This window comes from Pseudomonas sp. R3-56, from assembly GCF_051132075.1.
GTDB lineage: Bacteria > Pseudomonadota > Gammaproteobacteria > Pseudomonadales > Pseudomonadaceae > Aquipseudomonas.
On the sequence record NZ_CP071657.1, the window covers coordinates 2,636,436 to 2,661,498 of the forward strand.

16 protein-coding genes, 1 tRNA gene and 1 pseudogene are annotated in these 25,063 nt (G+C 61.9%); 2 read left to right on the forward strand and 16 right to left on the reverse strand.

Annotated features, from left to right (window positions below):
- Positions 1–24: 24 nt before the first annotated feature.
- From J3P96_RS12020 to J3P96_RS12030, 3 genes are all read right to left on the reverse strand, one after another.
- On the reverse strand, positions 25–1,851 hold the full coding sequence (locus J3P96_RS12020) for a DAHL domain-containing protein (RefSeq protein WP_434657343.1): 1,827 nt from the start codon (positions 1,849–1,851) through the stop codon (positions 25–27).
- Positions 1,852–1,985: 134 nt separating this feature from the next.
- Positions 1,986–2,843: an SPFH domain-containing protein gene (locus tag J3P96_RS12025; RefSeq protein ID WP_305501228.1), complete on the reverse strand. Its 858-nt coding sequence runs from the start codon at positions 2,841–2,843 to the stop codon at positions 1,986–1,988.
- Between the two features lie 122 nt (positions 2,844–2,965).
- A tRNA-Ser gene (locus tag J3P96_RS12030) sits at positions 2,966–3,053 on the reverse strand.
- A gap of 124 nt (positions 3,054–3,177) precedes the next feature.
- Between J3P96_RS12030 and J3P96_RS12035 the strand changes: the two genes are divergently transcribed.
- Complete coding sequence (locus J3P96_RS12035; RefSeq protein ID WP_186609995.1) at positions 3,178–3,849, forward strand: Bax inhibitor-1/YccA family protein; 672 nt, start codon at positions 3,178–3,180, stop codon at positions 3,847–3,849.
- Between the two features lie 213 nt (positions 3,850–4,062).
- On the opposite strand, the gene J3P96_RS12040 is transcribed toward J3P96_RS12035, so the two are convergent.
- Positions 4,063–4,500 (reverse strand): Lrp/AsnC family transcriptional regulator, encoded by a 438-nt coding sequence (locus J3P96_RS12040; RefSeq protein WP_434600994.1) that lies wholly within the window; start codon positions 4,498–4,500, stop codon positions 4,063–4,065.
- 133 nt (positions 4,501–4,633) lie between these two features.
- Between J3P96_RS12040 and J3P96_RS12045 the strand changes: the two genes are divergently transcribed.
- The gene (locus tag J3P96_RS12045) at positions 4,634–5,527 is read left to right on the forward strand and encodes a DMT family transporter (protein ID WP_434573777.1); all 894 of its coding nucleotides are present in this window, start codon (positions 4,634–4,636) and stop codon (positions 5,525–5,527) included.
- Positions 5,528–5,540: 13 nt separating this feature from the next.
- On the opposite strand, the gene J3P96_RS12050 is transcribed toward J3P96_RS12045, so the two are convergent.
- The 12 genes and pseudogenes from J3P96_RS12050 to glgA all read right to left on the reverse strand — a co-directional run bounded on the left by J3P96_RS12050 (position 5,541) and on the right by glgA (position 24,653).
- Positions 5,541–7,166 carry an NADP-dependent glyceraldehyde-3-phosphate dehydrogenase gene (locus tag J3P96_RS12050; protein ID WP_434657346.1) on the reverse strand — a complete coding sequence of 542 codons (1,626 nt, stop codon included), beginning with the start codon at positions 7,164–7,166 and terminating at the stop codon, positions 5,541–5,543.
- Between the two features lie 195 nt (positions 7,167–7,361).
- Positions 7,362–8,261, reverse strand: a pseudogene (locus J3P96_RS12055) (autotransporter domain-containing protein).
- Between the two features lie 292 nt (positions 8,262–8,553).
- A complete protein-coding gene (locus J3P96_RS12060; RefSeq protein ID WP_434657348.1) occupies positions 8,554–10,977 on the reverse strand; it encodes an autotransporter outer membrane beta-barrel domain-containing protein in 2,424 nt (807 codons plus the stop codon).
- A gap of 165 nt (positions 10,978–11,142) precedes the next feature.
- Complete coding sequence (locus J3P96_RS12065) at positions 11,143–11,943, reverse strand: endonuclease/exonuclease/phosphatase family protein (protein ID WP_434657350.1); 801 nt, start codon at positions 11,941–11,943, stop codon at positions 11,143–11,145.
- Positions 11,944–12,310: 367 nt separating this feature from the next.
- Positions 12,311–12,454 (reverse strand): hypothetical protein, encoded by a 144-nt coding sequence (locus tag J3P96_RS12070; protein ID WP_434657352.1) that lies wholly within the window; start codon positions 12,452–12,454, stop codon positions 12,311–12,313.
- A 268-nt stretch (positions 12,455–12,722) separates the two neighbouring features.
- On the reverse strand, positions 12,723–13,487 hold the full coding sequence (locus tag J3P96_RS12075) for a PIG-L deacetylase family protein (RefSeq protein WP_434657354.1): 765 nt from the start codon (positions 13,485–13,487) through the stop codon (positions 12,723–12,725).
- Positions 13,488–13,732: 245 nt separating this feature from the next.
- Positions 13,733–15,892, reverse strand: coding sequence for a glycogen debranching protein GlgX (glgX, locus tag J3P96_RS12080; RefSeq protein ID WP_434657356.1), 2,160 nt, complete (start codon positions 15,890–15,892; stop codon positions 13,733–13,735).
- Between the two features lie 146 nt (positions 15,893–16,038).
- Positions 16,039–16,392, reverse strand: a complete 354-nt coding sequence (locus tag J3P96_RS12085) for a DUF2934 domain-containing protein (protein WP_305500620.1) — start codon at positions 16,390–16,392, stop codon at positions 16,039–16,041.
- Positions 16,393–16,412: 20 nt separating this feature from the next.
- Positions 16,413–19,199 carry a malto-oligosyltrehalose synthase gene (locus J3P96_RS12090; RefSeq protein WP_434657358.1) on the reverse strand — a complete coding sequence of 929 codons (2,787 nt, stop codon included), beginning with the start codon at positions 19,197–19,199 and terminating at the stop codon, positions 16,413–16,415.
- On the reverse strand, positions 19,196–21,274 hold the full coding sequence (gene malQ, locus J3P96_RS12095; protein ID WP_434573794.1) for a 4-alpha-glucanotransferase: 2,079 nt from the start codon (positions 21,272–21,274) through the stop codon (positions 19,196–19,198). Before malQ ends, J3P96_RS12090 begins: the two co-directional genes overlap by 4 nt.
- Entirely contained in the window at positions 21,271–23,073 is a 1,803-nt protein-coding gene (gene treZ / locus J3P96_RS12100; RefSeq protein WP_434657360.1) for a malto-oligosyltrehalose trehalohydrolase, read from the reverse strand. Before treZ ends, malQ begins: the two co-directional genes overlap by 4 nt.
- Positions 23,074–23,081: 8 nt before the next feature.
- Positions 23,082–24,653 (reverse strand): glycogen synthase GlgA, encoded by a 1,572-nt coding sequence (gene glgA / locus J3P96_RS12105; protein WP_434657362.1) that lies wholly within the window; start codon positions 24,651–24,653, stop codon positions 23,082–23,084.
- Positions 24,654–25,063 lie beyond the last annotated feature (410 nt).

A 25,063-nucleotide genomic window follows, 5' to 3' on the forward strand; every position in this document is an offset into this window, starting at 1 on the left:
CGCTCGCCGCGAAGTCAACCTGTCTCATGAAGTTGCCAGTTCCAGCGGGATTTCCAGAGTGAACAGGGCGCCTTGCCCCGGTCCGTCGCTTTGAACCTGCAGGCGACCGTTCATCTCCACCGCCGCCAAGGCACAGCTGTGCAGGCCAAAACCGTGGCCATCCTTGCGGGTGGTGAATCCGTGGTTGAAGATCCTCGCCTGATTTTCAGGCGCGATCCCTTCGCCACGATCCCTGACGCTGACGCAGAGCGTTGTCTGGTCGACGATGCGGACCCCCAGGGTCATTTCCCGTGGCGGCTCGACGTTGGACATGGCGGCCTTGGCATTGCTGATCAGATTGATCAGGATCAGCAGCAGGCGATGTTTGTCGCCCATGATCACCGGAATATCCTGATAATCCTTGATCACGCTGACCTGGTGTCGGCTGAGCGCCCCCGAATTCATGCGCAATGCATCTTCGAACAGGTCGGCCACATTCAGCGGCTCGATCAGCCGCGCAGCCCCGGCATAGGTCTGCTGAGTCGTGACGATCTCCTTGATGTGGTCGATGCTTTTGGTCAGTTGTGCGAGTTCTTCAATCAGCAATCCCTGTTCGGTGGCGATGGAATCCACCAGTTCATTGAAATACCGGGGCAACAACTTGCCTTTTTCATCCTCGGTGATGAACTGACCCAGGTCCATGGCATGTTCATTCATCATCCTTACCGCTTTGCCCAGCCCTTGCGTCTTGCTGTTCTTCAACTTGCGCGTCACCAGCTCGGCTGAGATGTTGACGCTGTTGAGGACATTGCCAACGTTGTGCAACACGTTCGTGGCGATCTCGGCCATGCCTGCCATGCGCGCGGCGTCCACCAGCTCACGCTCGGCCTCCTTCAACTCGCGCGTACGCTCCTGCACGCGTTGCTCCAGCTTGTCGTTGGACGTTTGCAGCGCATGGTTGATCTGGTTGATGAGCGAAGAACTGCGCACCAGCCGTACGGCGAGGTAGATCATCAAGAGCGCCATCAGACTGGCGCAGACGGCCAGGTACATATGATATTTGCGATCGGTCGCGGCCGTCCTGCGCTGCGTTTCGTTGAGCAGCTCGTTGATGCTGTCCAGTTCCTGGGCGACGGGAATGACGCTGATGCGATCCAGCAGATCGTTGACCACCGGCTGTTCCTGGATGACGGTCTTGACGTGCCGGGTCAGTGAGGTGAAAGCCGGCCGATAGGATGAGGGCAACTGGTCGATCCGATGTTCGAGTTCGCTTAGCTGTTCTTGCAGTTCGCTGGCTTTGTCCGAGGTGACATAAAGCGCGTATTCCAGTGTGGTCAGCGCCAGGTCGAGAACGTTGGAGGCTGCCGTCAGCCGAGCAATTTCTCCGTCATCCTTCATCTGTTGCAGCAGCGTCTGAATTTCATCCTCTACTGTCGGAAGTGCATCCAGAGAGGCGCGCAGATTGGCATTGTGCTGCTCGAACTGTTCCACCAACAGGGTCTTGTTCCTGACCGCGTCCATGTAGCCGTTGCGTCTCGACGCCCAAAGTGCAGCCAGTGGACCGGAACTGTTCAGTTGCTCCAATTGCTCCCATCGGCTTTGCGCGTCGGCTGGCGGAGCGAGTGACAGGTTGTTGCTGACGCCTATTTTTTTCCTGAGAATCTTCACGTTCCAGTTGGCGTCGGCTTGTTTGAGCTGACGAATGAAGTCGCGTGATTCGAAGAAGGTCGCGGTGTCGCCCGTGTAGGACTTGATCAGGAAGAATATCAGGGCTGAAAACACAACCAGCGCGGTGGCCAACAGGGCGGGCCATTTGTATTTCTTGATAAGGGAGACGGGGTGTTTCGTCGAGCTGCTTTGGCCTGGGTACACGTCGAGCTCCCTGCTAACGTTCAAACGTCGGATGCGTCAGTGAGCAGAGTGTAGCGCCAACGAGGCGGACGGATGTGCTCCGGGCACACTGCGCTGCGAGGAAGCGCGGCCAGGACTGGCCGCGCCGAGGGGCATTACTTGTTGAGATCGATGAAGGGCAGCGCAGTGTTGGGCAGCATGGTGGTGGGCAGTTCACCGTTCCAACGCTCGGCCTTGGTCAGCTCCACCAGGTTCTGGTTGCTTGCCAGCGCCTGGGCACGAGCCTTGATCGCCTCGGCTTCGGCCTTGCCGCGCAGCTCGGTGGCCAGCGCGTCGGCCTTGGCCTGGGCAACTTGCGAATCGGCTTCCGCCTGGGCCTGGGTCACCCGAATCTGAGCCTGGACCTGCTCGGTGGCGAGCTGCTGCTCACGAGTCTTGACCTGCACTTCAGCGGCCATGCGCGCTTCGATGGCTTTTTCGTAGGCGTCGCTGAAATCGATGTTTTCAACCTGGACGCTGTCGATGATCACCGGCCCGGTGATCGTTGCCTTGATCGCCGCCGAAATATCATTGACCAGTTGCACGCGGTTCTGCACGGCGGCGACGGCGTTGAACTTGCCGAACACGTTTTCCACCTGAGTCGGCACCTGGCGGCTGATCATCCGGTCGCGAATGCCTTCCAGGTCCTTGAACTGGGTATAGACCTTCGCCACATCGGAAGGCGCGATATGCCAGGACACGGACACCTTGAGCTCGGCCGATTGCTGGTCCTTGCTGTACGCCTGCAGGTCGTCATAGGACGTCACCTGGCTCTGTGTGCTGATCAGGCGGACCGACTCGATGAAAGGCGTCTTGAACGACAGGCCCGGTTCAACCACCCCAACCAGGGCGCCGTTGCGCAAAAGCACGCCACGCTCGGTTTCATCAACCGTGTACCAGCTGCCAAAGAACACGCATAACAGGACCACGCCGATAATTGCCGCGACGATCGAACCGATGGTTTTACTGGTCACTTTACTTTCCTTGAGTGGGGTAGGGGATGGCATGCACTGTTTCCTTTGTGAAGACCGTCACTGTTTTTTCAAACGCCAGACACGAAAAAGCCCTGAATGATCAGGGCTTTAACGTTAGAAGATGGCGGAGGCGATGGGATTCGAACTCATGGACCTGTTACAGTCGACGGTTTTCAAGACCGTTGCCTTAAACCACTCGGCCACACCTCCGTACTGCGTTGCGGGCGCCATAATACCCGAATGAAACACACTGTCAAACTCTCTACGTAGCTTGTTACAGAGCGTCTGTTATTATCCTTGCCACTGAATGTTTCAAACCCGGAGGAGTGTCGCCATGCGCGAACAGGATTACGCAGTGAACAACAGCGTGCAGGCTGAGCAGCTAGAGGTTAGCCGCGTCCTGCGCAACACTTATGGCTTGCTGGCTCTCACGCTTGCTTTCAGCGGTGTGATGGCCTTCGTCGCACAACAGATGCGTGTCGGTTACCCGAACATCTTTGTCGTGCTGATCGGTTTCTACGGCCTTTTCTTCCTCACCAACAAGCTCCGCGATTCGGCCTGGGGCCTGGTTTCGGCCTTCGCCCTGACCGGTTTCATGGGCTTCCTGCTCGGCCCGATCCTCAACCGCTACCTGGGCATGCAGGGCGGCGCCGAAGTGGTCAGCTCGGCTTTCGCCATGACGGCGTTGGTGTTCGGCGGTCTGTCGGCCTACGTGCTGATCTCGCGCAAGGACATGAGCTTCCTGAGCGGTTTCATCACCGCCGGTTTCTTCGTGTTGCTGGGTGCGGTGGTGGCCAGCTTCTTCTTCCAGATCAGCGGCCTGCAACTGGCGATCAGCGCCGGCTTCGTGCTGTTCTCGTCGGTTTGCATCCTCTACCAGACCAGCGCCATCATCCACGGCGGCGAGCGCAACTACATCATGGCAACCGTCAGCCTGTATGTATCGATCTACAACCTGTTTGTCAGCCTGCTGCAGCTGTTCGGGTTGATGGGTCGCGACGACTGATAGGGCAGTGATGGCTGTTATGGCCTGAGCTGTTCAATTAAAAAAACGGCGCTTTCCCGAAAGGGAAGGCGCCGTTTTTTTGTACTCGGATATCGGCCCTGTGGGAGCGAGCCTGCTCGCGAAGAGGCCAGCATATCCAACATCTTCATCGACTGTGATATTGCTTTCGCGAGCAGGCTCGCTCCCACAGAAATGCGGTCACTTCAAAAGCCCTCACTCCATCGGCGGCAAGCGCCGCTTGACCGGTGTCTTCTTGACGATCGCCGTATTGGTTTCGGCAAGCACATTCAGCTTGTCCAACAGCACATCCAACTGCTCCATCGAGCGCACGTGCAGTCGCGCAATGAAACAGTCTTCCCCTGTCACCTTGTCGCATTCGGTGAATTCGCCTATGGCCTGGATCTGCCGCTCCACTTCCTGCAACTGCCCCGGTAACGGACGGATGCGCACGATGGCCTGAAGTTGATAACCAAAGCACTTTGGATCGACCTCGACGGTGTAACCCTTGAGCACGCCACGTTCCTCCAGCCGGCGCAGGCGTTCGGCAACGCTGGGGGATGAAAGGCCGCTCAGGCTCGCCAAGGCCTTCAGGGAACGTCGTGAGTCTTCCATCAAGGCGCTGATGAGGATCTGGTCGATGTCGTCAGTCATTTTCGCTCCGTTAGGCAAATACTCGAAGTTGCCTTGATAAAAAAGGTCGAAAGCCATTCTAGCCTTTTTCAAACCATGGAGAAGCACCCAGGCGGGTCGGCATACTGTGTCCATTCACTGAAGGAGGCTGAAGATGGACAAGACCCTACGCCGTGGTTCGCTCGAAATGACCGCCGCCATGCTGATTTCCGGAACCATCGGCTGGTTCGTGCTGGTGTCCGGTCTGCCGGTGCTGGATGTGGTGTTCTGGCGCTGCGTGTTTGGCGCCGGCACGTTGTTGCTGATCTGCGCCGGTTTCGGTTTCCTGCGCCGGGATATCCTGACCCGCACGACCTTCCTGCTGGCGGTGCTCAGTGGTGTTGCGATCGTCGGTAACTGGGTGTTGTTGTTCGCTTCATACTCCCGCGCTTCGATCGCCATCGGCACCGCAGTGTACAACGTCCAGCCCTTCATGCTGGTGGGGCTGGCCGCGCTGTTCCTGGGAGAGAAAATCACTGCGCAGAAGCTGTTCTGGCTGGCGGTGTCGTTTCTCGGGATGCTGGCCATTGTCAGCGCCCACGGCGAGCAGGGGCAGGGAGGCGAGGATTACCTGGTGGGCATCGCCCTGGCGCTGGGGGCGGCATTCCTGTATGCCGTTGCGGCGTTGATCATCAAGCGCCTGACCGGCACGCCGCCGCACTTGATCGCGTTGATCCAGGTCGCCACCGGTATCCTCTTGTTGGCACCATGGGCGAATTTCTCGGCCTTGCCGCAGCAACCCGAGGCCTGGGCCAGCCTGCTGACCCTCGGCATGATTCACACCGGCGTGATGTATGTACTGCTGTACAGCGCGATCCAACGCTTGCCGACTGCCGTGACGGGCGCTCTATCCTTTATTTACCCGATCGCGGCGATCTTCGTTGACTGGTTTGCCTTCGGCCATCGCCTCGAGCCGCTGCAATGGCTGGGTGTGGCGGCGATCCTGCTGGCGGCTGCCGGCATGCAACAGGGCTGGGGCATCAAGTCGCGCCGCCCAGCCCTGAGCTGAGGGTCGGTGCTGATCAGAAGATGTAATCGGTGGTCAGGAAGTTCGAATCCCGCTCACGAATGATGTCGCTGATCAGCGCCTTGTTGTTGTCCTGGAACTTGGTCGCGACCAGCGTGCGGATTGAAAAGGTCCGCAGTGCGTCGTGAACCGACAATGTGCCCTCGGCGGAGTTTTTCCGGCCGTTGAACGGGAAGGTGTCCGGGCCACGCTGGCATTGGGCGTTGATATTGATGCGTCCGACCTGGTTGGCGAAGGTGTCCACCAGCCTGCCGACTGTGGCCGGGTGGGTGCCGAAAATGCTCAGTTGCTGACCAAAGTCGGACTCGAGGACGTAATCGATTACGGTATTGACGTCGCGGTACGGCACGATGGGTACGACCGGGCCGAACTGTTCTTCGTGATAGACCCGCATGGCGGTATTTACTGGATAGAGTACCGCCGGGTAGAAAAACGAAGCCCGGGATTCGCCGCCGTGCTGGTTCATGACGCCGGCACCCTTGGCGATCGCATCGGCTACCAGCGAATGCAGGTAATCGACCTTGCCCGCTTCGGGCAATGGCGTCAGTGCGACGCCGTCTTCCCATGGCATGCCGGGTTTCAGCGCAGCAAGCTTTGCGTTGAATTTCTCGATGAACGCCGGAGCGATGTCTTCGTGGACGAAGAGGATCTTCAACGCGGTGCAGCGCTGGCCGTTGAAGGACAGCGAACCGGTCAGCGCCTCGCTGACGGCATTGTCCAGGTCGACGTCGGGCAGCACCAGGCCGGGATTTTTCGCGTCCAGCCCCAGAGCGGCGCGCAGGCGATGCGGGCGCGGATGGAGTTTCTTCAGGTCGCTGGCGGCCTTGTTGGTGCCGATGAAGGCGAATATGTCGATCTTGCCGCTGGCCATCAGCGCGCTGACGGTTTCCCGGCCGCTGCCGTAGATCACGTTGATCACGCCGGCGGGGAAGCTGTCGCGAAAGGCTTCCAGCAGCGGACGAACCAGCAGTACGCCAAGCTTGGCCGGCTTGAACACCACCGTGTTGCCCATGATCAGCGCCGGAATCAGCGTGGTGAAGGTTTCGTTCAGCGGATAGTTGTAAGGGCCCATGCACAGGGCCACGCCCAATGGCACGCGACGGATCTGTCCGAGGGTGTCCTGTTCCAGCTCGAAGCGGCTGGATCGACGGTCCAGTTCCTTGAGGGCATTGATGGTGTCGACGATGTAGTCGCAGGTGCGGTCGAATTCCTTCTGGGAATCCTTGAGGTTTTTGCCGATCTCCCACATCAGCAGCTTGACCACCGCCTCACGCTGTTCGCGCATCCGCGCCAGGAAAGTCTCGACATGACGGATGCGTTCAGCGACGCGCATGGTCGGCCATTGGCCCTGGCCGCGATCATAGGCCCGGACGGCAGCGTCAAGGGCCGTGAGGGCGGTCTCGGCATCCAGCAATGGCGTGCTGCCGAGAATGACCTGCTCATCGCCATCGGCGCCGGCCAGGTACACCGGGCTGCGCACCGTGGCGAGCGGACCCTGCCAGGTCTTCAGGACGCCATCGACCAGGTATTCACGCTGCTCCACCTGGCCTTCGAGGCGGTAGGCTGGCGGGATGTCGGCGGCACCGGGGAACAGATTGGCGAGGAAGTTGGCTGTGGTCATGTCGTTACTCCATCAATGAAATGAGCCATGGGCTGCGGCAGGCATGAATCGCTTTTAGCGTTATACGCCTTAATGGAGGTGTTTTTTAAGTGTGCCGGGACGCGAGGCCATGCCATTCACTCCGCCGAGCGCAATGCCCGCGTGGCGAAGATGCCGGTTTCTCGCCACGAGGGAGCGGCTTTGAACGGCGAGCACTTACCAGCGCATCCGCACGCCGAGGCTGGCAATGACGCCATTGAGGTCGTTGTCGTCGACGTCGCTGCTGTAGTCAGCGCTGACATAAAGGCTTACCACCGGCGTCACCCGGGCCACCAGCCCCAGGCCCACCTCAACGGTAGAAGCCTTGCGGCTGCTGCTGATTTTTTCGACCTTGTCCAGGCTCAGGGTGTCGGCGCTCTGGACCGTGTGCCACAGGTTCGTGCGCACGTAAGGCTCCACGCCCAGGCCGTTGACCTGGTACGTACCTTTGAGTTGGGCGCCGACGCGGCCGCTCCAGCTGTTGAGTTTGTTGTTGCCATTGCCGGCATTCGGTGTGTCGAGTGTGATGCGCTGGTTGATCAGTTGGGCCTGGGGTTCGACGATCCAGTTATCGCTGATGCCGATGGGAAATCCGCCCTCGACCGACAGCGTGACGGCGTTGCCCTCGGTGGCCTGGCGCTGGCCTTGTTCGGTCAGGCTGTAACCATTGGCGCGTCCGCCGCTCGCGCTCAAATCCAGGTGCCAGCCTGTCGGACCGGTCAGGCTCCAGTAGGCGCCGAGGCTGGGGCCCTGCAGGTTCAGCGCATCCTTGCCGGAGTCGCTCATGGCCGGTGTCACCAGCAGTCCGCCATGGTTGGCAGTGATCTGGTGTCGAGCGCTGATCAAACCCATCCGTTGGGTGTGACCGCTGTCGTTTCACAGGGTAAGCAGGGCGGGGCTCCTGCCCGTTACGGCGTCGTTGTCCGTCTGGCCGTCGGCTGGCATTCGGTCATACCAAAGGGAAGCCGGCCGCCCGGCGGGCTCGGCCTGGAGCTCCATGGAGGAGCACAGCAATAACGAAGTGGAGACGGTGCAGAGGGTAGCTTGAAGAGCTTGGGGGCGCTGGGACGTTTTCATGGGGGCCTGCCTTGCAATCGCATGTATCTCTCGCTCAGGGCGTCTCTCCTACCCCGAATGAGGGGCGACCGAATGGGTTGGGGCAAGCCTCTGGCAGCCCGTCGTAACGGGGTTCCAGAGGCCTGCCCCTGACTGTGTTTCCGGGGGTAGTACGTTGTAGTCAAGAGGACTGATGCGGGTGCGTCAAGAAAATGGCCGACCAGTGGCACGCTGAAATCAGTGGCCAGTAAATGGCTGATTACAGTTGGTTATTTTTGACTCTTATCAGGCGTCAATTAGTCGCCATCTTCGATCACCAACTGATTCGCACGCCGACATTTCCGGCCACGCTGCGTTGCTGGTTGCTGTCGAGGTTATTGCCGTAGTCCACCCCGGCGTAGGCGCTGACCGTAGGCGCAAGGCTGACGATGACGCCCGCGCCCAGGTCGGCGGTTGAGCTGCGTTGTTGGGTCTCGATCCGTTGGGCGTCGTCGAATGTCACCGTGTCGGTGCCGGAAAACGTGTGCCAGACATTGGCCCTCAGGTACGGCTCTACCGGCGTGTCGCTGATCAGGTAGCGACCCTTGAGACGGGCACCGAGCCGGCCGGTCCAGGCGCTGTCGGAATCGAATTCGACTCTGGAAATCCCATCATCCTGGGTGTCCAGGGAGATTTTCTGATGGATGATCTGTGCCTGTGGCTCGACGACCCAGCCACTGCCCACGGCAAATGGGTAGCCGGCTTCCGCCGAAAGGGTCAGCGCATGCCCGCGATTATCCAGCTTGAGTCCGCGTTCGGAGCGGTTGTCCCCATTCAACCGGGTGCCCATGACCACCGTGTCGATGTAACCACCGGAGGGAGCGGTCAGCGTCCAGTACAAGCCATAACTGTCGCCGTCGAGTTCAACCTTGCCGGCGCGCCGCCCTTCGAACCCCAGGTTGTAGCCGTCGACGTTGCCGTTCAATTCGCTATGGCCAACGAAAAAACCGATGCGCTGGGTCTGGCCGTCGAAGACCGGCGCGCTGTAAAGGTCGTTGCCCACCTGGAAGCCCTTGATGGAGCCGTCGAACCTCGGTGTCACCGTGCCGGCCCAGGTCTGATCGAGGTCCTTGCCGTAGACTCGGCCCCAACCGGCCCCGAAGGCGCCGGTTTCCGTCAGCAGGCGTTGGTCGCCCTGGCGATCATGGAACGTGCCCAGGGCCATCAGGGTCAGTTGGGCGGCGACGGGAGGCAACGCCGACCAGACGGGTACTTCCGGACGGTACAGCGCAATGGGCGCTGCGCCCGGCACGGCGACGGGCAAGGCCGGCAGCGTGGGGCTGGCCACGGCGATCGGACCGGCGACCACGGTCGAGCGCAGATACCAGCTGTTTTCATTACCGGTCACGCCGCCCTTGAACAAACGGTAATCAAACGCGCCGGCCGACACCGAACGCGCCAGTGAAAAAGCCCCGCTGTCGCTGACGGCGCCGCCCTGAGCCTGGACCAGCTCGATGCCGTCGCGGGCAGTCAAGGCACCTGCACCGCCGATGTTCGTGACGGTGATGGCCGTGCTGCCGCCGAGCGTGCCGGCGTTGACTATCAGCTTGTCGCTCGGCGAGTCGTCAGCACCGAGCAGCGTCTGCAGGCGCAACTGGCCGCCATTGCCGACGTAGTTGCCTTGTACGGTAAGGGTGTCGCTGGTGCGGGTGTTGCCTGCGCCGAGGTCGATGGTTCCGGCATTTTCAAGCGTCGCCATCTGGCCAGCAGTGAACGGGCGAATGCTGCCCTGGCTGGTCGTCAACAGGCTGCTTGCGTCGATGTTCAGCGTGCCGGTGCCGGTGATACCGTCGCCCAAGACCAGCGTGTCGCCCAAGTCCAGGCGCGAGCCTTGGGTGAGGCTGACCGATTCCCAGTTGAGGTAACGGGCGCCATCGCCGGTCGTGCTGGCCACAAAAGCCAGTGTGTCCTGGCCCAACCCCCCATCCAGGCTGGGTGTGGTGGCGAACAGGGTTTTATCCAGGTTGCTCAACAGCGCCGTGTCGTTGCCTTCGCCCATCAGGATGGCGGAACGGATGAGGCCGCCGCTCCACTGCAACTGGTCATTACCGAAACTGGCTCGAACCTCGCCGACGATCTCGCCCCCGCTCACGGCAATACGGTCGTCACCGCCACTGACACTGACGTTTCCGCCGATGCGTCCCGCACTAACTATAATGGTGTCCCGACCAAAGCCGGTCACCAGATTGCCAAGAATCTGCCCACCTGACATGTCGAAAATATTATCGTCGAGTTTCATGTCGACCCGGCCGATGGTGCCGCCGGTCATTGTCGCTTGGTCTCCGTCTTCGAACGCGCCGACGATGGTGCCGCCGGTCATCAGGAACGTATCGAGCCCATCGCCCTGGGCCAGTGACTGGATGCTGCCGCCGCGCATGACAAAATCATCGGTGCCCGAGCCTTGTCGCACGTCCCCTGCCACGATGCCGTCGGGATTGACCTCGACGTAATCGGCTCCGGCGCCGAAGGTGATGTCTCCCTGGATCACACCGCTGCCATGGGCCGGCATCGTCAGGCGGTTATCTCCCGACAGGTCGCTCAATCCGGGGCTGGTGCCGCTGTCGCAGACATAACTGTCATTGCCTGCCGTCGGCGTCAGGGTGCATGCCGCCATGACGGGCGATGCGTCCAGCAACAGCGGTGTAGTCAGCCACAAGGCATTGAACAGCCGGTTGACGCCATGATTGCGCAAGCTCATCTGCTTTCCCTCAGCATCGGCATCCGTGGCATGCCGCAATCCAGCCTCGGTTGCTCTACAGAAGGCTCACGGGCCTGGCAACGCTTGCTGTATGTGGGGCACGCTAACAACGGACGATGAGGGTCGCTACTGTCAGATCTTACAGGTCAGCGTCGGTGACCGTGGCTACAGGTGCACCTCTACCGACAGCGGCAAATGGTCACTCAAGTGTGTCCAAGGTCGGTTGCCGAGAATCTGCGGAGCATGGCTGGTGGCGTTGCGCAGATAGATGCGGTCCAGGCGCAGCAGGGGAAAACGCGCCGGATAGGTCCTGGCCGGGCGGCCATGGTGGTGTTCGAAGGCTTCGTGCAGGTAGCGGCGGCGGGCGAGGGTGATGTTGCCGCGCAACTGCCAGTCATTAAAATCCCCCGCAATGATGACGGGCGCGTTTTCGGGCAGCGAATCGAGTAGCTTGCAGAGCAATTGAAGCTGCAGTTGGCGATGGCTTTCGAGCAGGCTCAGGTGAACGCAGATCCCATGGACTTCGGCGTGCCCTGGCACGTCCAGTACACAGTGCAGCAACCCGCGCCGCTCCGGGCCGGTGATGGACACGTCGAGATTGCGGAACTGGCGGATTGGATATTTTGAGAGCAGGGCATTGCCATGGTGGCCGTCGGGGTAGACCGCGTTCCGGCCATAGGCGAAATCGCTCCACATGCTGTCGGCGAGGAACTCGTACTGCGAGGTCTGGGGCCAATTGTCATAGCGTGACGCGTGGCGGTCGTGTTCACCCAGCACTTCCTGGAGAAATACCAGGTCGGCTCCCGTGCTGCGTACCGCTTCGCGCAGTTCGGGCAGGATGAAGCGGCGGTTGAGGGCGGTAAACCCCTTATGCGTATTGACCGTCAGGACCTGCAGCCGATGAACCGCCGCAGATGCATCCGCCGCCGCGGGTTGCTCGGCCTGCCAGTTGGAATCGCCAGTCACGTTCGCTCCTGAATCAGACATATGTGTTCATGCGACTGACGGCGGCTGCGGCAGTTCCGGAATTGTTGAATGTGGAGTCCGCGCCATCCGGAGCACCCAGGCACAACACAAAATCCTGTGGGAGCGAGCCTGCTCGCGATGGCGGTGTTTCAGGCGATGAAGATGCTGAATGGACTGGCCTCTTCGCGAGCAGGCTCGCTCCCACAGTGGAGCTGCGCCATCCGGAGCTCCAGGCACAACACAAAATCCTGTGGGAGCGGGCTTGCTCGCGATGGCGGTGTTTCAGGCGATGAAGATGCTGAATGGACCGGCCTCTTCGCGGGCAGGCCCGCTCCCACAGTGGAGCTGCGCCATCCGGAGCATCGCTTTAGACCTTGACCTTGACCTTGACCTTGATCTTGATCTTGATCTTGATCTTGATCTGGGGCGCCCCGTTAGCCACGCTGGCCGAACGCAGGCATTGCGCAGTGGGCATCCCGGCATGGATGCCGGGATAGCCGCGCTGGGCCATGGATGGCCCTTCGCGGCGGGCCCACGGAGCAATGCCGGAGTGAGGGCACACCGAGCCCAGGCGAGGTGCCGAGTGGTGGGGCAAAGCGTTTTTGCTTACTTTTGGCGCTCTTCCAAAAGTGAGCCGCCGTAAGGGCGGAACCCTAAGTGGCCATCACCGCAGCAAAGGATATGTACCCAACAATCCCTGCCAACCGTCAGCCCGTCATCGCGAGCAAGCTCGCTCCCACAAGATTGTGTGCCGCGAACCCATGAACACTGGGAACTGATCAGATGAAAACAATTTCGTACGGCATGCCCATGCGGTCGAGAATCACCCGCGGTACCAGCGGTGCGATACCGCTGGCCGGTTCACCGTTGAGCTGGCTGGAGTAAGCATGCATGGCGTGGCGCTTGCGAGCGGTGGTCCAGACATCCAGACGCAGTTTGCGAGCTCGATGCCAGGGGATCCTCTTCTGTTCGCGGACGTGCCAATGCCATGCCCATACCGGCAGTTCGTTGAACACCGCGCCGATCGCTTCGACTGCCTGGGCCCCGGCGCGTCCGACAGTGTCGTGATCGCTGTCGCCGTCCTGGCGCCAAGTGCTGAATACCACGTCACCGGGGCGAAGATGATGACCGATGAACGCAGCCAGTGGCTCCTCGTGCTCGGCCAGGCTCTTTTCTGGAAAGCCGCCGCGCACCCATTGCAGGCCGTTGGGCGGCACACCCAGGCGATGAAGGGCGTCGACGCTTTCCTGGGGGTGGGGGCGGAACGTGCGCAGCCGCTCATCGTTCCATAATGGCGAACCCGGGTGGCCGAGGCTGCCGTCGGTGACGGAGATCAGTAGCATGGGATGGTCCAGGTTGCTCAACAACTGGAGCAGTCCGCCGCAGGCACCGACCTCGTCGCCCGGGTGCGGGGCAAGGATGACCGCGCGGGAGCCGGCGGGTATAAGTGTCTGGGTGCTGATGATGGGAATGTCGGCCAGTTGCGGCGCGCTGTTCCATATCTGGGGATGCTGCCGGCCTTGCAAGCGGGAGGCGGGTTTCATAGAGGCTACGTCCTTGTGCTGTTCAATCGTTCAGTCATGCACCGGACCGACTGCCCGGCGTCGCCCCGCAGGGCTGACTGTGATTCGCGGCGCTCCGAGTCCTGGAACCGCCGTACGCGAAGTATTGACTATGCTGGCGGTTTCGTCGCGTCAGATTGCGTATCTGATCCGCTTTTTTTTATTCGAACTGCGTCGTGTGAGCGACCAGAAAAACCGCGTCCCTGCGGTTTTGTCGATTTGCCGTCTTATTCCTCTTCGTCGCGTTGCAGCTCGAACAACAGCAACGAGCGGCCGGTCACGGAGTACTCGGCATCAAAATCGAAGCGCTCCTGGCCGCGCACCGTCGGCTGGTTGGTGTCCACCATGCACGTCCAGAAACTGCCTTCCGGCACTTCCGGCAAGCGGAAGTTGACGATGTCATGGTGTGCGTTGACGACCAGCAACAAGGTAGCGTCGGCCCCCTTGCGGCGGATACCGGTTTCCTGGGCGCGCCCGTCCATCAGCATGCCCAGGCAGCGGTTCTGGCCGTCCTGCCAGTGTTCAATGGTCATCTCGTTGCCATCCGGGGCCAACCAGGTGACATCCTTGACGCCGATGTCCTCGTTGTAATTGCCCACCAGGAAGCGTCCGCGCCGCAGGATCGGGTAAGTCAGACGCAGCTTGATCAGACGCTTGACGAACTTGAGCAGCGCCGCGCCATCCTCGCTCAGGTCCCAGTTGACCCAGCCGATCTCGCTGTCCTGGCAATAGGCATTGTTGTTGCCATGCTGGGTGCGGGCGAACTCGTCGCCCGCGACGATCATCGGCGTGCCTTGGGCGAGCAACAGCGTTGCGAAGAAGTTACGCATCTGCCGGTGGCGCAGCGCGTTGATCTCGGGATCATCCGTCGGACCTTCGACGCCATGGTTCCAGGACAGGTTGTTGTTGCTGCCGTCCTGGTTGTTTTCGTCGTTGGCTTCGTTGTGCTTGTCGTTGTACGACACCAGGTCGTGCAAGGTAAAACCGTCGTGGGCGGTGACGAAGTTCACCGAGGCATAAGGGCGTCGACCGCGCTGGTTGAACATTTCGCCCGAAGCGGTCATGCGGCTGGCGAAGTCGGCGAGTTGGCCGTCGTCGCCTTTCCAGAAGGCGCGCACGGTATCGCGGAACTTGTCGTTCCATTCGACCCAGCCCGGCGGGAACCCTCCGACCTGGTAACCTCCAGGCCCGCAATCCCAAGGCTCGGCGATCAGTTTCACCTGGCGCAGCACCGGATCCTGGCGACAGGCGACGAGGAAGCTGTGGCGCTCATCGAAACCGTCATGGTAACGACCCAGGATCGTCGCCAGGTCGAAGCGGAAGCCATCGACGTGCATTTCCGTGGCCCAGTAGCGCAGGGAGTCGGTGACCATCTGCAGCACGCACGGGTGGCTCAGGTCGAGGGTGTTGCCGGTGCCCGAGTCGTTGATGTAATAGCGCTTGTCGTCGGGCATGAGCCGGTAGTACGAGGCATTGTCGATCCCGCGCATGGACAGGGTCGGGCCCTGTTCGTTGCCCTCGGCGGTGTGGTTGTAGACCACGTCGAGAATCACTTCAAGATTGGCCTCGTGCATGTGCGCGACCATTTCCTTGAACTCGGCGATCTTGCCGCTGGCCAGGTAACGCGGGTCCGGGGCGAAAAAGGCGATGCTGTTGTAGCCCCAGTAATTGGTCATGCCTTTGTGCAGCAGGTGCTGGTCATTGACGAACGCATGGACGGGCATCAGTTCGACCGAAGAAACCCCCAGCTTGCGGATATGTTCGAGTACATCGTCGACCATCAGGCCGCCGAAGGTGCCACGCAGGTTCTCAGGCACCGCGGGATGGCGCATGGTGATGCCGCGCACATGGGTCTCGTAGAGGATGGTCTTGTCCCACGGCACGCTGACGCGATGGTCGTTGCCCCAGGTGTGGGCCGGGTCGATAACCTTGCACTTGGGCACGAAAGGGGCGCTGTCGCGTTCATCGAAACTGAGGTCGCCGTCAGGGTGACCGATGGTGTAGCCGAACAAGGCCTCGGACCATTTCAGCTCTCCCACCAGCTGTTTCGCGTAGGGATCGATGAGCAGCTTGTTGGGGTTGAAGCGGTGGCCATTCTCCGGATCGTAAGGGCCATAGACACGGTAGCCGTAGATCAGCCCCGGATGGGCATCGGGCAGATAGCCGTGGTAAATCTCGTCGGTGTACTCCGGCAACTCGATGCGTTCGAGTTCGACTTCGCCGGTGTCATCAAAAATACACAGTTCGACCTTGGTGGCGTTGGCTGAGAACAACGCAAAATTGACCCCCAGGCCATCCCAGGTCGCGCCAAGCGGAAACGGCAGCCCTTCACGAATCCGCGAAGCCTCGATAACCGGCGGCGGCGTGGTGTTTTTTGGACGGGTCATAGTTGCTCCTGCAAAAGACAGATTCGGTGATGCGACGCACGCAGGACTGCGTGCCTTGCGCTTGTGGCGAGACGATAAAGCGTCATGCCACAAGCAGGCCCCTTCGCTGGAAGGAGCACGGGCTTGAGAACGATGAGTTCGCTGGATCAGACCGCCGGTGGTTTGCGCACCGCTCGTGGCTTCTTCGCGGCCGCCTTGTCGGCGGGCGGGACCACTGCGGCAGTCGCCGCGGAGGGTTTGGCCGCAGGCTTGGCCTTGGGTGTGGTGTTCTTCGCAGCGGTCTTGGTCGCAGCGCTCTTGGCGGGTGCCGGCTTGGTGCCGTCAGTCTTGCTGGCGGCGGTCTTGCTCGCTGCTTTTGGCGGCTTGCTAGGCGCCAGTGCCTCGGCTTCAGCCAGTTTGCGCGCCATTTCCCAGTGACGTTTTTCCTGCCCGGCGGGCTTACCCTCGGACTCCCAGATCTGATAGGCAAATTCACGAATGCGTTTATCGTCGGTACTCATCGCAGTGCTCCTGACTAAACTCAAGATTCAATAAAGACATTGACCGGGAAATCCCCCAGCGCGGCGCTGACCATCAGCTCCCTTTGGGGTGTGACTGCTGCGCTTGCAAAAAGTCCCTTCAGTTTTCCATCCTCGGCGGCGAACGGTAACGACACCCGGGTATCGCCCCAGTCCGATGCAGCCACGTGGGGCAAGGCACCGTTTTCCAGCAGGCGGGCGGCGTGCACCGGGACCACCACAATCGCCCGCTGCTGCTGGTATTCACGCATGAACGCCAACACCCTCCCGGCGTGTTCGCCAAGCACCAGCAGCGGTTGATAGCTGCCTTGGCGAAACAGCTGCGGGTATTCGGCGCGCAAGGCCAGCGTCCGCGCTATCAGTGCCTGCTTGACCCGACCGTCGCGCCAGTCGCGTACCAGCGTCGCCGGTGAGCTGTCGCCCTGTACCGCCTCACGGCGAGCATTAAAATCCACCGGGCGACGGTTGTCCGGATCCACCAGGCTGAAATCCCAGAACTCGTTGCCCTGGTACAGGTCCGGGACGCCGGGTACGGTCATGCGCAGCAAGGTTTGCGCCAGACTGTTGAGGGCGCCCGCCGGAGCGATGGCCTGGACCGCCTCGGCGATGGCGCTGCGCAACGGCAGGCCCTCGTCGCACAGCAGCAACCGCTCAAGGAACATCTGGGTGGCTTGCTCATAGGCATCGTTGACCGCCGCCCAACTGCTTTGCAGCTTGGCTTCGCGCAGGGCCTTGCGTTGCCATTGCCAGAGGCGTTCGCTGTAGTCCGCCAAGGCTTTGGGGTCCTGCAGGTCGAGGTCCAGCGGCCAGCTGCCGAGCAGGGCCTGGTAGAGGATCAGTTCATCACCGGCCGATGGGGCCGCCGGGTCGCTGTGCAGCGACGGCGAGAGGATGCGCCATTGCTCCACGCACGCCGTGTACCAGTCCGGGCGTTCGCTGATCACTGCCAGCCGGGCTCGGGTGTCTTCGCCGCGCTTGTGGTCGTGGGTCGCGGTGGTGACGAGGTTGTCGGGAAAGTGTTCGAGCCGTTCCCGGCACGCTTCATGGAATTCCTCGGCCGGGGCACTGAAGCGCTCGGTGTTGTAGCCCACGTCATTGCGCGAAAGCAGTACCGCCGAGCGATACAGTGCGGTGTCCTCGACAGCCTTGGCCGCTGCCGGCGAAGTCAGTTGCTGGAAGCGTACGCAGGCATGGCGCAGGCGTTTGCGCTCACTGCCGCGAGGCCGCTTGCGCCATGGCATGCCACCGAGCCAGTCGGCGAGGCAGTCGAGCACTGGCCAATCGGCTTCGCTCAGGGTTTGCCGGGCGCCTTCCAGGGCTTTCTGGAAGAACACTTCGTCCTCGGCGGAGCGCCCCAGAGGATTGATGTATGTGCGATACACCGGGAAATGCACGATCAGCTCCTGCAACGCCCGACGAATCGCCCCCAGGGTCAAGTCGCGGGTCATCACATCGTCCCGCGCGACTTGCAGCAGGGCCTGTGCGACGCTTTCGAAATCTCCGGCAAGAGAGCCGTTGAGAATCTGCTGGCGGGCCAGGCGGGCCTCTTCGATGAAGTGCGCCGGGCGCTCACTGTGCCGGCTCCAGAACTCGGCGAGGGGCTCGGCGCCGGCCGGGTCGTGCTGCAGCAGCGATATCTGGTTCATGAATTCGTAACCGGTGCTGCCATTGATGTTCCAGTCGCGGCGCAGGGTTTCGCCGTCGCCGAGGATTTTCTCGACGAAAATCGGCAGGTGCCGCGAGGGCGAGAGCGAGTCGACGCGACGGCGCAGCTTGCGGCAGTAACCGCGAGGATCGGCCAGGCCGTCGATGTGGTCGATCCGCAGGCCGTCCACCAGCCCTGCGGCGATCAGCTCGAAGATCTTGGCGTGGGTCGCCTCGAACACCGCCGGCCGCTCGACCCGCAGGCCGCCCAGTTCGTTGACATCAAAGAAGCGTCGCCAGTTGATATCGTCCGCCGCCGTGCGCCAGCTGGCGAGCCGGTAGCTCTGGCGCTCGAGCAGTTGGTGCAGGCGCTCGAAACCCGCGGGCTCGGTGGAATCGTAGCCGCGCAGGGTGTCCTCAATGGCGCTGAGGATGCTCGTTTGCGTGGCCAGATCGCGCAGCTCTTGCTGGAGCGGGCGGGCGAGGGAGTGGGCGTCGGTCTGGTAGTTCAGCGTGGTGAAACGCTCGGCCAGCGCCTTGAGCGCGTCGATCTGCTCGGGCTCCAGAGCGTCCGCAGGCTTGAGCAGCTCACCGTATTGCATCGGGCAGATGGGGAAGCGGTGCTCGTAATGCTCGACATGGAAGCTGCCTTGCGCGGAATCAAAACGCAGTTTCAACGTGCCTTCCTGCAACGCCACACCGTAGTCGCTGCCCAGGAATGGCAGCAGCAACTGGCCTTCCATCAGCGGGTCGGGGGAATGCCACTGGATGTCGAAGAATTCGCCATAAGGGCTCAAGCGTCCCCACTCCAGCAGGTCCAGCCACCAGGGGTTGTCGTTGCCGCCAACGGCCATGTGGTTGGACACGATGTCGAGAATCAGGCCCATCCGGTGCTCGCGCAAGGTGGCGACCAGGCGCTTGAGCGCAGCCTCTCCGCCCAGCTCCGGGTTGACCTGGGTCGGGTCGACCACGTCGTAGCCGTGCATGGATCCGGCCCGTGCCTTGAGCAGGGGAGACGCATAGATGTGGCTGATGCCCAGCGCTGCGAAATACGGCACTTGCGCTACGGCATCGTCGAGGGTGAAGCCTTTATGAAATTGCAGGCGCAAGGTGGCCTGCAGCGGTTGGATCAGTGTCTGGTTCATCGGTCACGCTCGTTCGCCTGAAGTCTCGCGCAGGCGAGTATTTCCAGACGCCGTGCGGCGTCCGGGTCATCCAGCAGCGCGCGGCTTTCCAAAGCCAGGCGCCGCCGCCAGTTGGGGTGAGTGTCGGTGGTGCCGGGCAGGTTGGCCTGTTCATCGATACCCAGGGCATCTTCCAGGGGCAACAGCACCAGCGGCGCGCGGGTATGGCCGAGGAAGCGCACGCTGGCGTCCAGCACCTGGTCGGTTTCGCGGTGTTCTTCGCGAAAATTCTGCGGGTCCTGGTTCAATGCATTGCGTAACCCGTCACGCTCGCGTTGGCGGTGCCGGCGCCAGTCCATCTCGGTGTGGGAGTCGATCAGGTCCAGCCGGGCGTTCCAGTCGATGTCGTGACCGTGCCACCAACCGTTCAGCGTCGGCAGGTCATGCGTGCTGGTGGTGGCCAGGGCGTCGTCCGGCCAATCGAGGATCGGCTTGAAGTGGGTATTGTCCTGTTCGAACAACAGCACGCGCATACCGAGGATGGCGCGGGCCGCGAGTTTTTCCCGCAGGCCTTCGGGCACGGTGCCAAGGTCCTCGCCGAGCACGATGGCCCGGTGGCGATGGGATTCCAGGGCCAGCAGCCGCAGCAGATCATCGATCGGGTAATAGAGGTAGGCGCCATCGGTGGGCGGGGCATCGTTGGGGATCACCCACAATCGTTGCAGACCCATGATGTGGTCGATGCGCAAGCCGCCGGCGTGGGCGAAATTGGCCCGCAACATTTCTATGAACGCGCGGAAACCGTTGCGTACCAGCCCCTCTGGTGAGAACGCCGAGATACCCCAGCCCTGTCCGGAGCGGTTGAGAATGTCCGGCGGTGCGCCGACGGTGAGCGAGGCGAGCAATTCATCCTGGCGGCTCCAGGCCTGACTGCCGGCGCCGTCAGCGCCCACGGCGAGATCGGCGATCAGGCCGATGCCCATGCCACTGGACTTCGCCGCGCTCTGGGCGCGCTCCAGGCAGCGGGCAATCAACCATTGGCAGAAGGCGTAGAAGCCGATTTCATCCGCGTTCTCTTCGGCGAAACGGGCCAGCGCGGCGCTGCGCGGATCGCGCCATTCTTGCGGCCACTGGCGCCAGTCAAGGCTTTCGCCCCGAGCGGCGCGATCGGCCTGGAGGGCTTCGAAGCGGCAATGGTTTTCCAGGGCCTCGCCGCTGCTGTGGCGGAAACTGCTGAAATCCTCATGCAGCGGATGTTCGCCCTGGCTGAAGCCGTCGTACAGCGCGCGAAGAACCCGCTGCTTGGCTTCGGCAGCCACCGGCCAGTCGATCAGCGGCTGCTCTTCGAGGCTGCGCAACTGGTTGGTCAAGCCGGTGGCGTCGATGGCCGTGCGCAACGCACGCTCGCCGAGGATGGTGCCGGGCGCGGCGTACAGGCTGTTGAGAAAAAGCCGGCTGGAGGGCGAATAAGGGCTGTAGCGCCCGGTATCGCTGCTGAACATGGCATGCATCGGGCTGATGGCCAGGGCGTCGGCACCACGTTCGCCGGCCACCCGGGCCAGTTCTTCCAGGGCCTGGGTGTCGCCGAAGCCGCCATCGCCAGGGCGGCGCAGGGAATAGAGTTGCGCGCTCAGGCCCCAGACCCTGGGGATCGGGTCGTCCACCGCATCCGCCACGCTGTAGCAACGGGCGGGCGCCACCGCCAGGGTGAAATGCTGGCCCTGGATGCTGACCTGCTGATAGCCCACCGGGACGATCCCCGGGAGCGTCGCGTCGGCGTCAAGTTTCAGATTCAGCGTCGCGCCGTCTTCAAGCTGGATCTCGCACGGGGTCGCGGGTTCGAAATAGCGGCTCAGGTCGACATTCACGCCTGCGTCTGCGGTAAGCAGCGGCGGCAGGCGGTGGTTCTGTTGGTCTTCCTGCAACTGCAACAGGCTGGCGTCGATTTCCTGGGCAGTGCCGGCGGGATGCCCCAGGCCGGTGAGGACCGAGCGCAACACCGCGGGTGAAACTTTCTGGGCACGGCCATTGGCATCGATCCAGTCCACCGCCAGGCCCGCTCGGCCAGCGAGGATTTCCAGTTGCGCATCGCTCATAGGCGCTCTCCAGTGATATTGGGCAAGGTTGTCGCTTGCGTCAGACTGACCAGCGCGCTGTGGGGCGTGAGCACCCCTTGTTGCAACAGACCCATGGCCTGCGGTGGATGTTCGAAAAGAATCTGCGCATCTTGCGGTGCGCTGTGTTCGACCGGCTTGTCGCTGAGGTTCAGGTCGATGCGCAACACGCTGCCGTCGCCCATCTGCCAGCGCGCGCTGACGGCGCCATGGCCCAGCACATCCGCGCCCAGGGCATGGGCGGCGGGCAGGCGCGGGACGATTTCCTCACGGCGGATCTTCAATAACTGGCGATACAGGGTTTCGCTGGCCAGTTGTTCCGGTTGATGGGCTTCCAGGTTGGGCCGTGAAGCGTCGAACGTGCCGGCCGCGTTCGGGTCGGGAATCCGTTCGCGTTTCTCGGGGTCGGCAAAGGCTGCAAAGGCCTTGAACTCGTTGCGTCGACCTTCGCGCACCAACTCCGCCAGTTCGCCATGGTGGCTGGTGAAAAACAGGAACGGTTGTTCGGCGACCACTTCATCGCCCATGAACAACAGCGGGATCATCGGTGACAGCAGCAACAAGGCGGTTGCGGCTTGCAGCGCCTGTGGCGGGGCCAGCTGGTGCAGGCGCTCGCCCAAGGCCCGGTTGCCGATCTGGTCGTGGTTTTGCAGGAACAAGACGAAAGCGCTGGGCGGCAGGTGACCGCTGGCCTCGCCGCGGGATTCACCGTGGCGGTTGGTATGGCCCTGGAAAACAAACCCCTGGCTCAGGCAGCGCGCGAGCTTTTCCGTGGTCTGCTCGGCATAGTCGGCGTAATAGGCATCGGTCTCGCCGGTCAGCAGCACGTGCAAGGCGTTGTGCCCGTCATCGTTCCACTGGGCGTCGTAGCCGTGCTCCAGCAGGCTGGCCTGGTTGTGTTCGTTCTCGACGGTCAACCAGACGTAGCGCGTCGGGTCGACCTGTTGGCGCACCGTGGTGGCGAGCTCCTGGAGGAAGTCCGGGTCTTCGATCGCATGCACGGCGTCCAGGCGCAGGCCGTCGAAACGGTATTCGAGCAACCACATCAGTGCGTTTTCGATGAAGAAGTCGCGGACCTCGCGGCGCCGGAAGTCGATCGCCGCGCCCCAGGGTGTGTGCTTGTCTTCGCGAAAGAAACCCTTGGCGTAGCGGTGCAGGTAGTTGCCATCGGGGCCGAAGTGGTTGTAGACCACGTCGATAATGACCGCCAAGCCATGGCCGTGGGCGCTGTCGATCAGATGCTTGAGCTGGTCCGGCGTGCCATAGGAGGCATGGGGAGCGTAGGGCAATACACCGTCGTAGCCCCAATTGCGATCGCCGGGAAACTGCGCCAGGGGCATCAGTTCGATGGCGGTCACGCCAAGCCCGGCCAGGCGTGCCAATTGTTGTTCGACGCCTTCGAAACCTCCGAGGGCGCCAACGTGCAGTTCGTAAATGACGGCGTCGTACCAGGGGCGACCGGACCAGTTGGTGTGTCGCCATTGGTAGGCGTGGGGGTCGACCACCACGCTGTGGCGATCGATATCACCGTCCTGGGCGCGGGAGGCTGGATCGGGCACCTCCAGCTCGCCATCGATGTTGAAGCGGTAACGAGTGCCAGCGGGGCAACGGGCCTGGATCATGAACCAGCCGTTGGCCTGGGGCAGCATCGGTATGGATTCTCCAGTGTCGAGTTCGACACTGACGTAAAAGGCATCCGGGGCCCATAGCGCGAAGCGGGTGTGCTCGGAATCGAGCAAGACCGCGCCATGGGTCCAGGTATCAGGCGTCCTTGACGGCATCGGTTACCTCATTGTCTGGCCGATTTTCCCAGCGATTTAGCTACCAGTTGTTCATAAAGTTCGGCATAGGGCTCTACGGCCTTGGACCAATTGAAGGGGGCTGACATCGCCCGGCAACGCATGGCATTGAGCAGCTCGGGAAACTCGAATACCTTGAAAGCCCGGCTCAGGGCCTGCTGGTAGCTTTCCACGGTGGATTCGTCGAACAGGAACCCGGTGATGCCGTCCTCGATGGTGTCCGCCAGGCCGCCGGTATTGCGCGCCACCGGCAGCGAGCCGAAGCGCTGGGCGTACATCTGGCTCAAGCCGCACGGTTCGTAGCGCGATGGCATCAGCAGGAAATCGCTACCGGCGAACATCCGCCGGGCATCGGTTTCGTTGAAGCCGATGCGCACGCCGATCTTGCCGGGGAAGCGCAGCGCCAGTTCACGCATGGCCTGTTCTTCTTCCGGTTCGCCGCGGCCAATGATCGCGATCTGTCCGCCGGATTCGACGATGAATTCGGCGACGGCCTCGGTCAGGTCCAGGCCTTTCTGATACACCAAACGAGATACCACGGCGAACAGCGGGCCGGTGGTGTCATCCAGGCCGAACAGGTTGCGTACGTGGGCGGCGTTGACCGCCTTGCCTTCCCAGTCGCCAATGGAGAACTGGCGCTGGAGATGAGAGTCGGTCGCCGAATCCCAGCTTTCGTCAATGCCGTTGGGGATCCCGCTGAGCAGGCCTTGCTGGGTTTTGGCGGCGAGGAACCCGTCAAGCCCGCAGCCGAACGCCGGGGTGGTGATTTCCTGGGCGTAGGTAGCGCTGACCGTGGTGATGTGGCTGGAATAGGCCATGCCGGCCTTGAGGAACGACAGCTTGCCGTAGAACTCCATGCCTTCCTGTTGCAGCGCGTGCTCCGGGATGCCCAGCTCCGGGCAGGAAGCCAGGCTGACCACGCCCTGGTACGCCAGGTTGTGGATGGTGAACAGGGTCGGGGTACGTTGGCCGCGCCAGTGCATATAGGCGGGGGCCAGGCCGGCCGGCCAGTCGTGGGCATGGACCAGGTCGGGGCACCAGTGGATCTGTGCCAGGTTGGCGGCGATGTCGGCTGCGGCCAGGCCCAGGCGGGCGAAGCGGATGTGGTTGTCCGGCCAGTCGCGGCCATTGTTGGCGCCGTAGGGCGAGCCTTCGCGGGCATACAGTTCGGGACAGATCAGGACGTAGATCACCAGACCGTCGGCCATGTCCATGCGGCCGATCTTGCACGGCGGCAGCGCTGCGTGGCCGCCCAGTTCGCCGATGATATGGATCGGATTGCCGCTGTTCATGACTTGCGGATACCCGGGGATCAGCACCCGGACATCATGCAGGCCGGCCATGGCCCGGGGCAGGGCGGAAGAAACGTCGCCCAGGCCACCGGTCTTGACCAGGTCGGCGATTTCCGAGGTCACGAACAGGATCTTCTTGCGGTTGGGGTTCTGTCGAACGACAGGGAGCAGTGCCTTGCCTCCGGTGGCCAGCACCGGTGCCGTCGGCGATTCAGCCGCCGGCGGTAATTGAGAGCGGACTTGCTGTGGTTCCAAGGCAGCACTGATCATAAATAACTCCTATTTCTCGATCTGTTTCCGGCAAGCGCCAGAGCTGTTGTTTCATTGGCCGAATCCTGCGGCCAGGCGCACGAGCGCTACGCAAGGAGAGCAAAGCGCTGCCCAATGCGGCGAAGCGAATCAGGTGAGGGGGCCGTTGCAAGGAATGCTCCAGCAGTTGTTGCCCTTCCTCTAACCTGACCTGTCGCCGTTGTGAAAAGTTTCGACTTTTTTTCCTTCGGATGACCGGTCGGTTTTCCCCACGGAAAGGCAGTCTAGGTCAGAAGCTAGAGCGCTGCGGTTCGGTTCGTCGAATTGTCCGACAATCACGTCGATTGTCGGCAATGTCTTACACGAAGCAGGGGAATACGAACCGACGAAGTGCAGGTTGTTTGAAACATTCAGGGTGTAGGAAGGGCGCG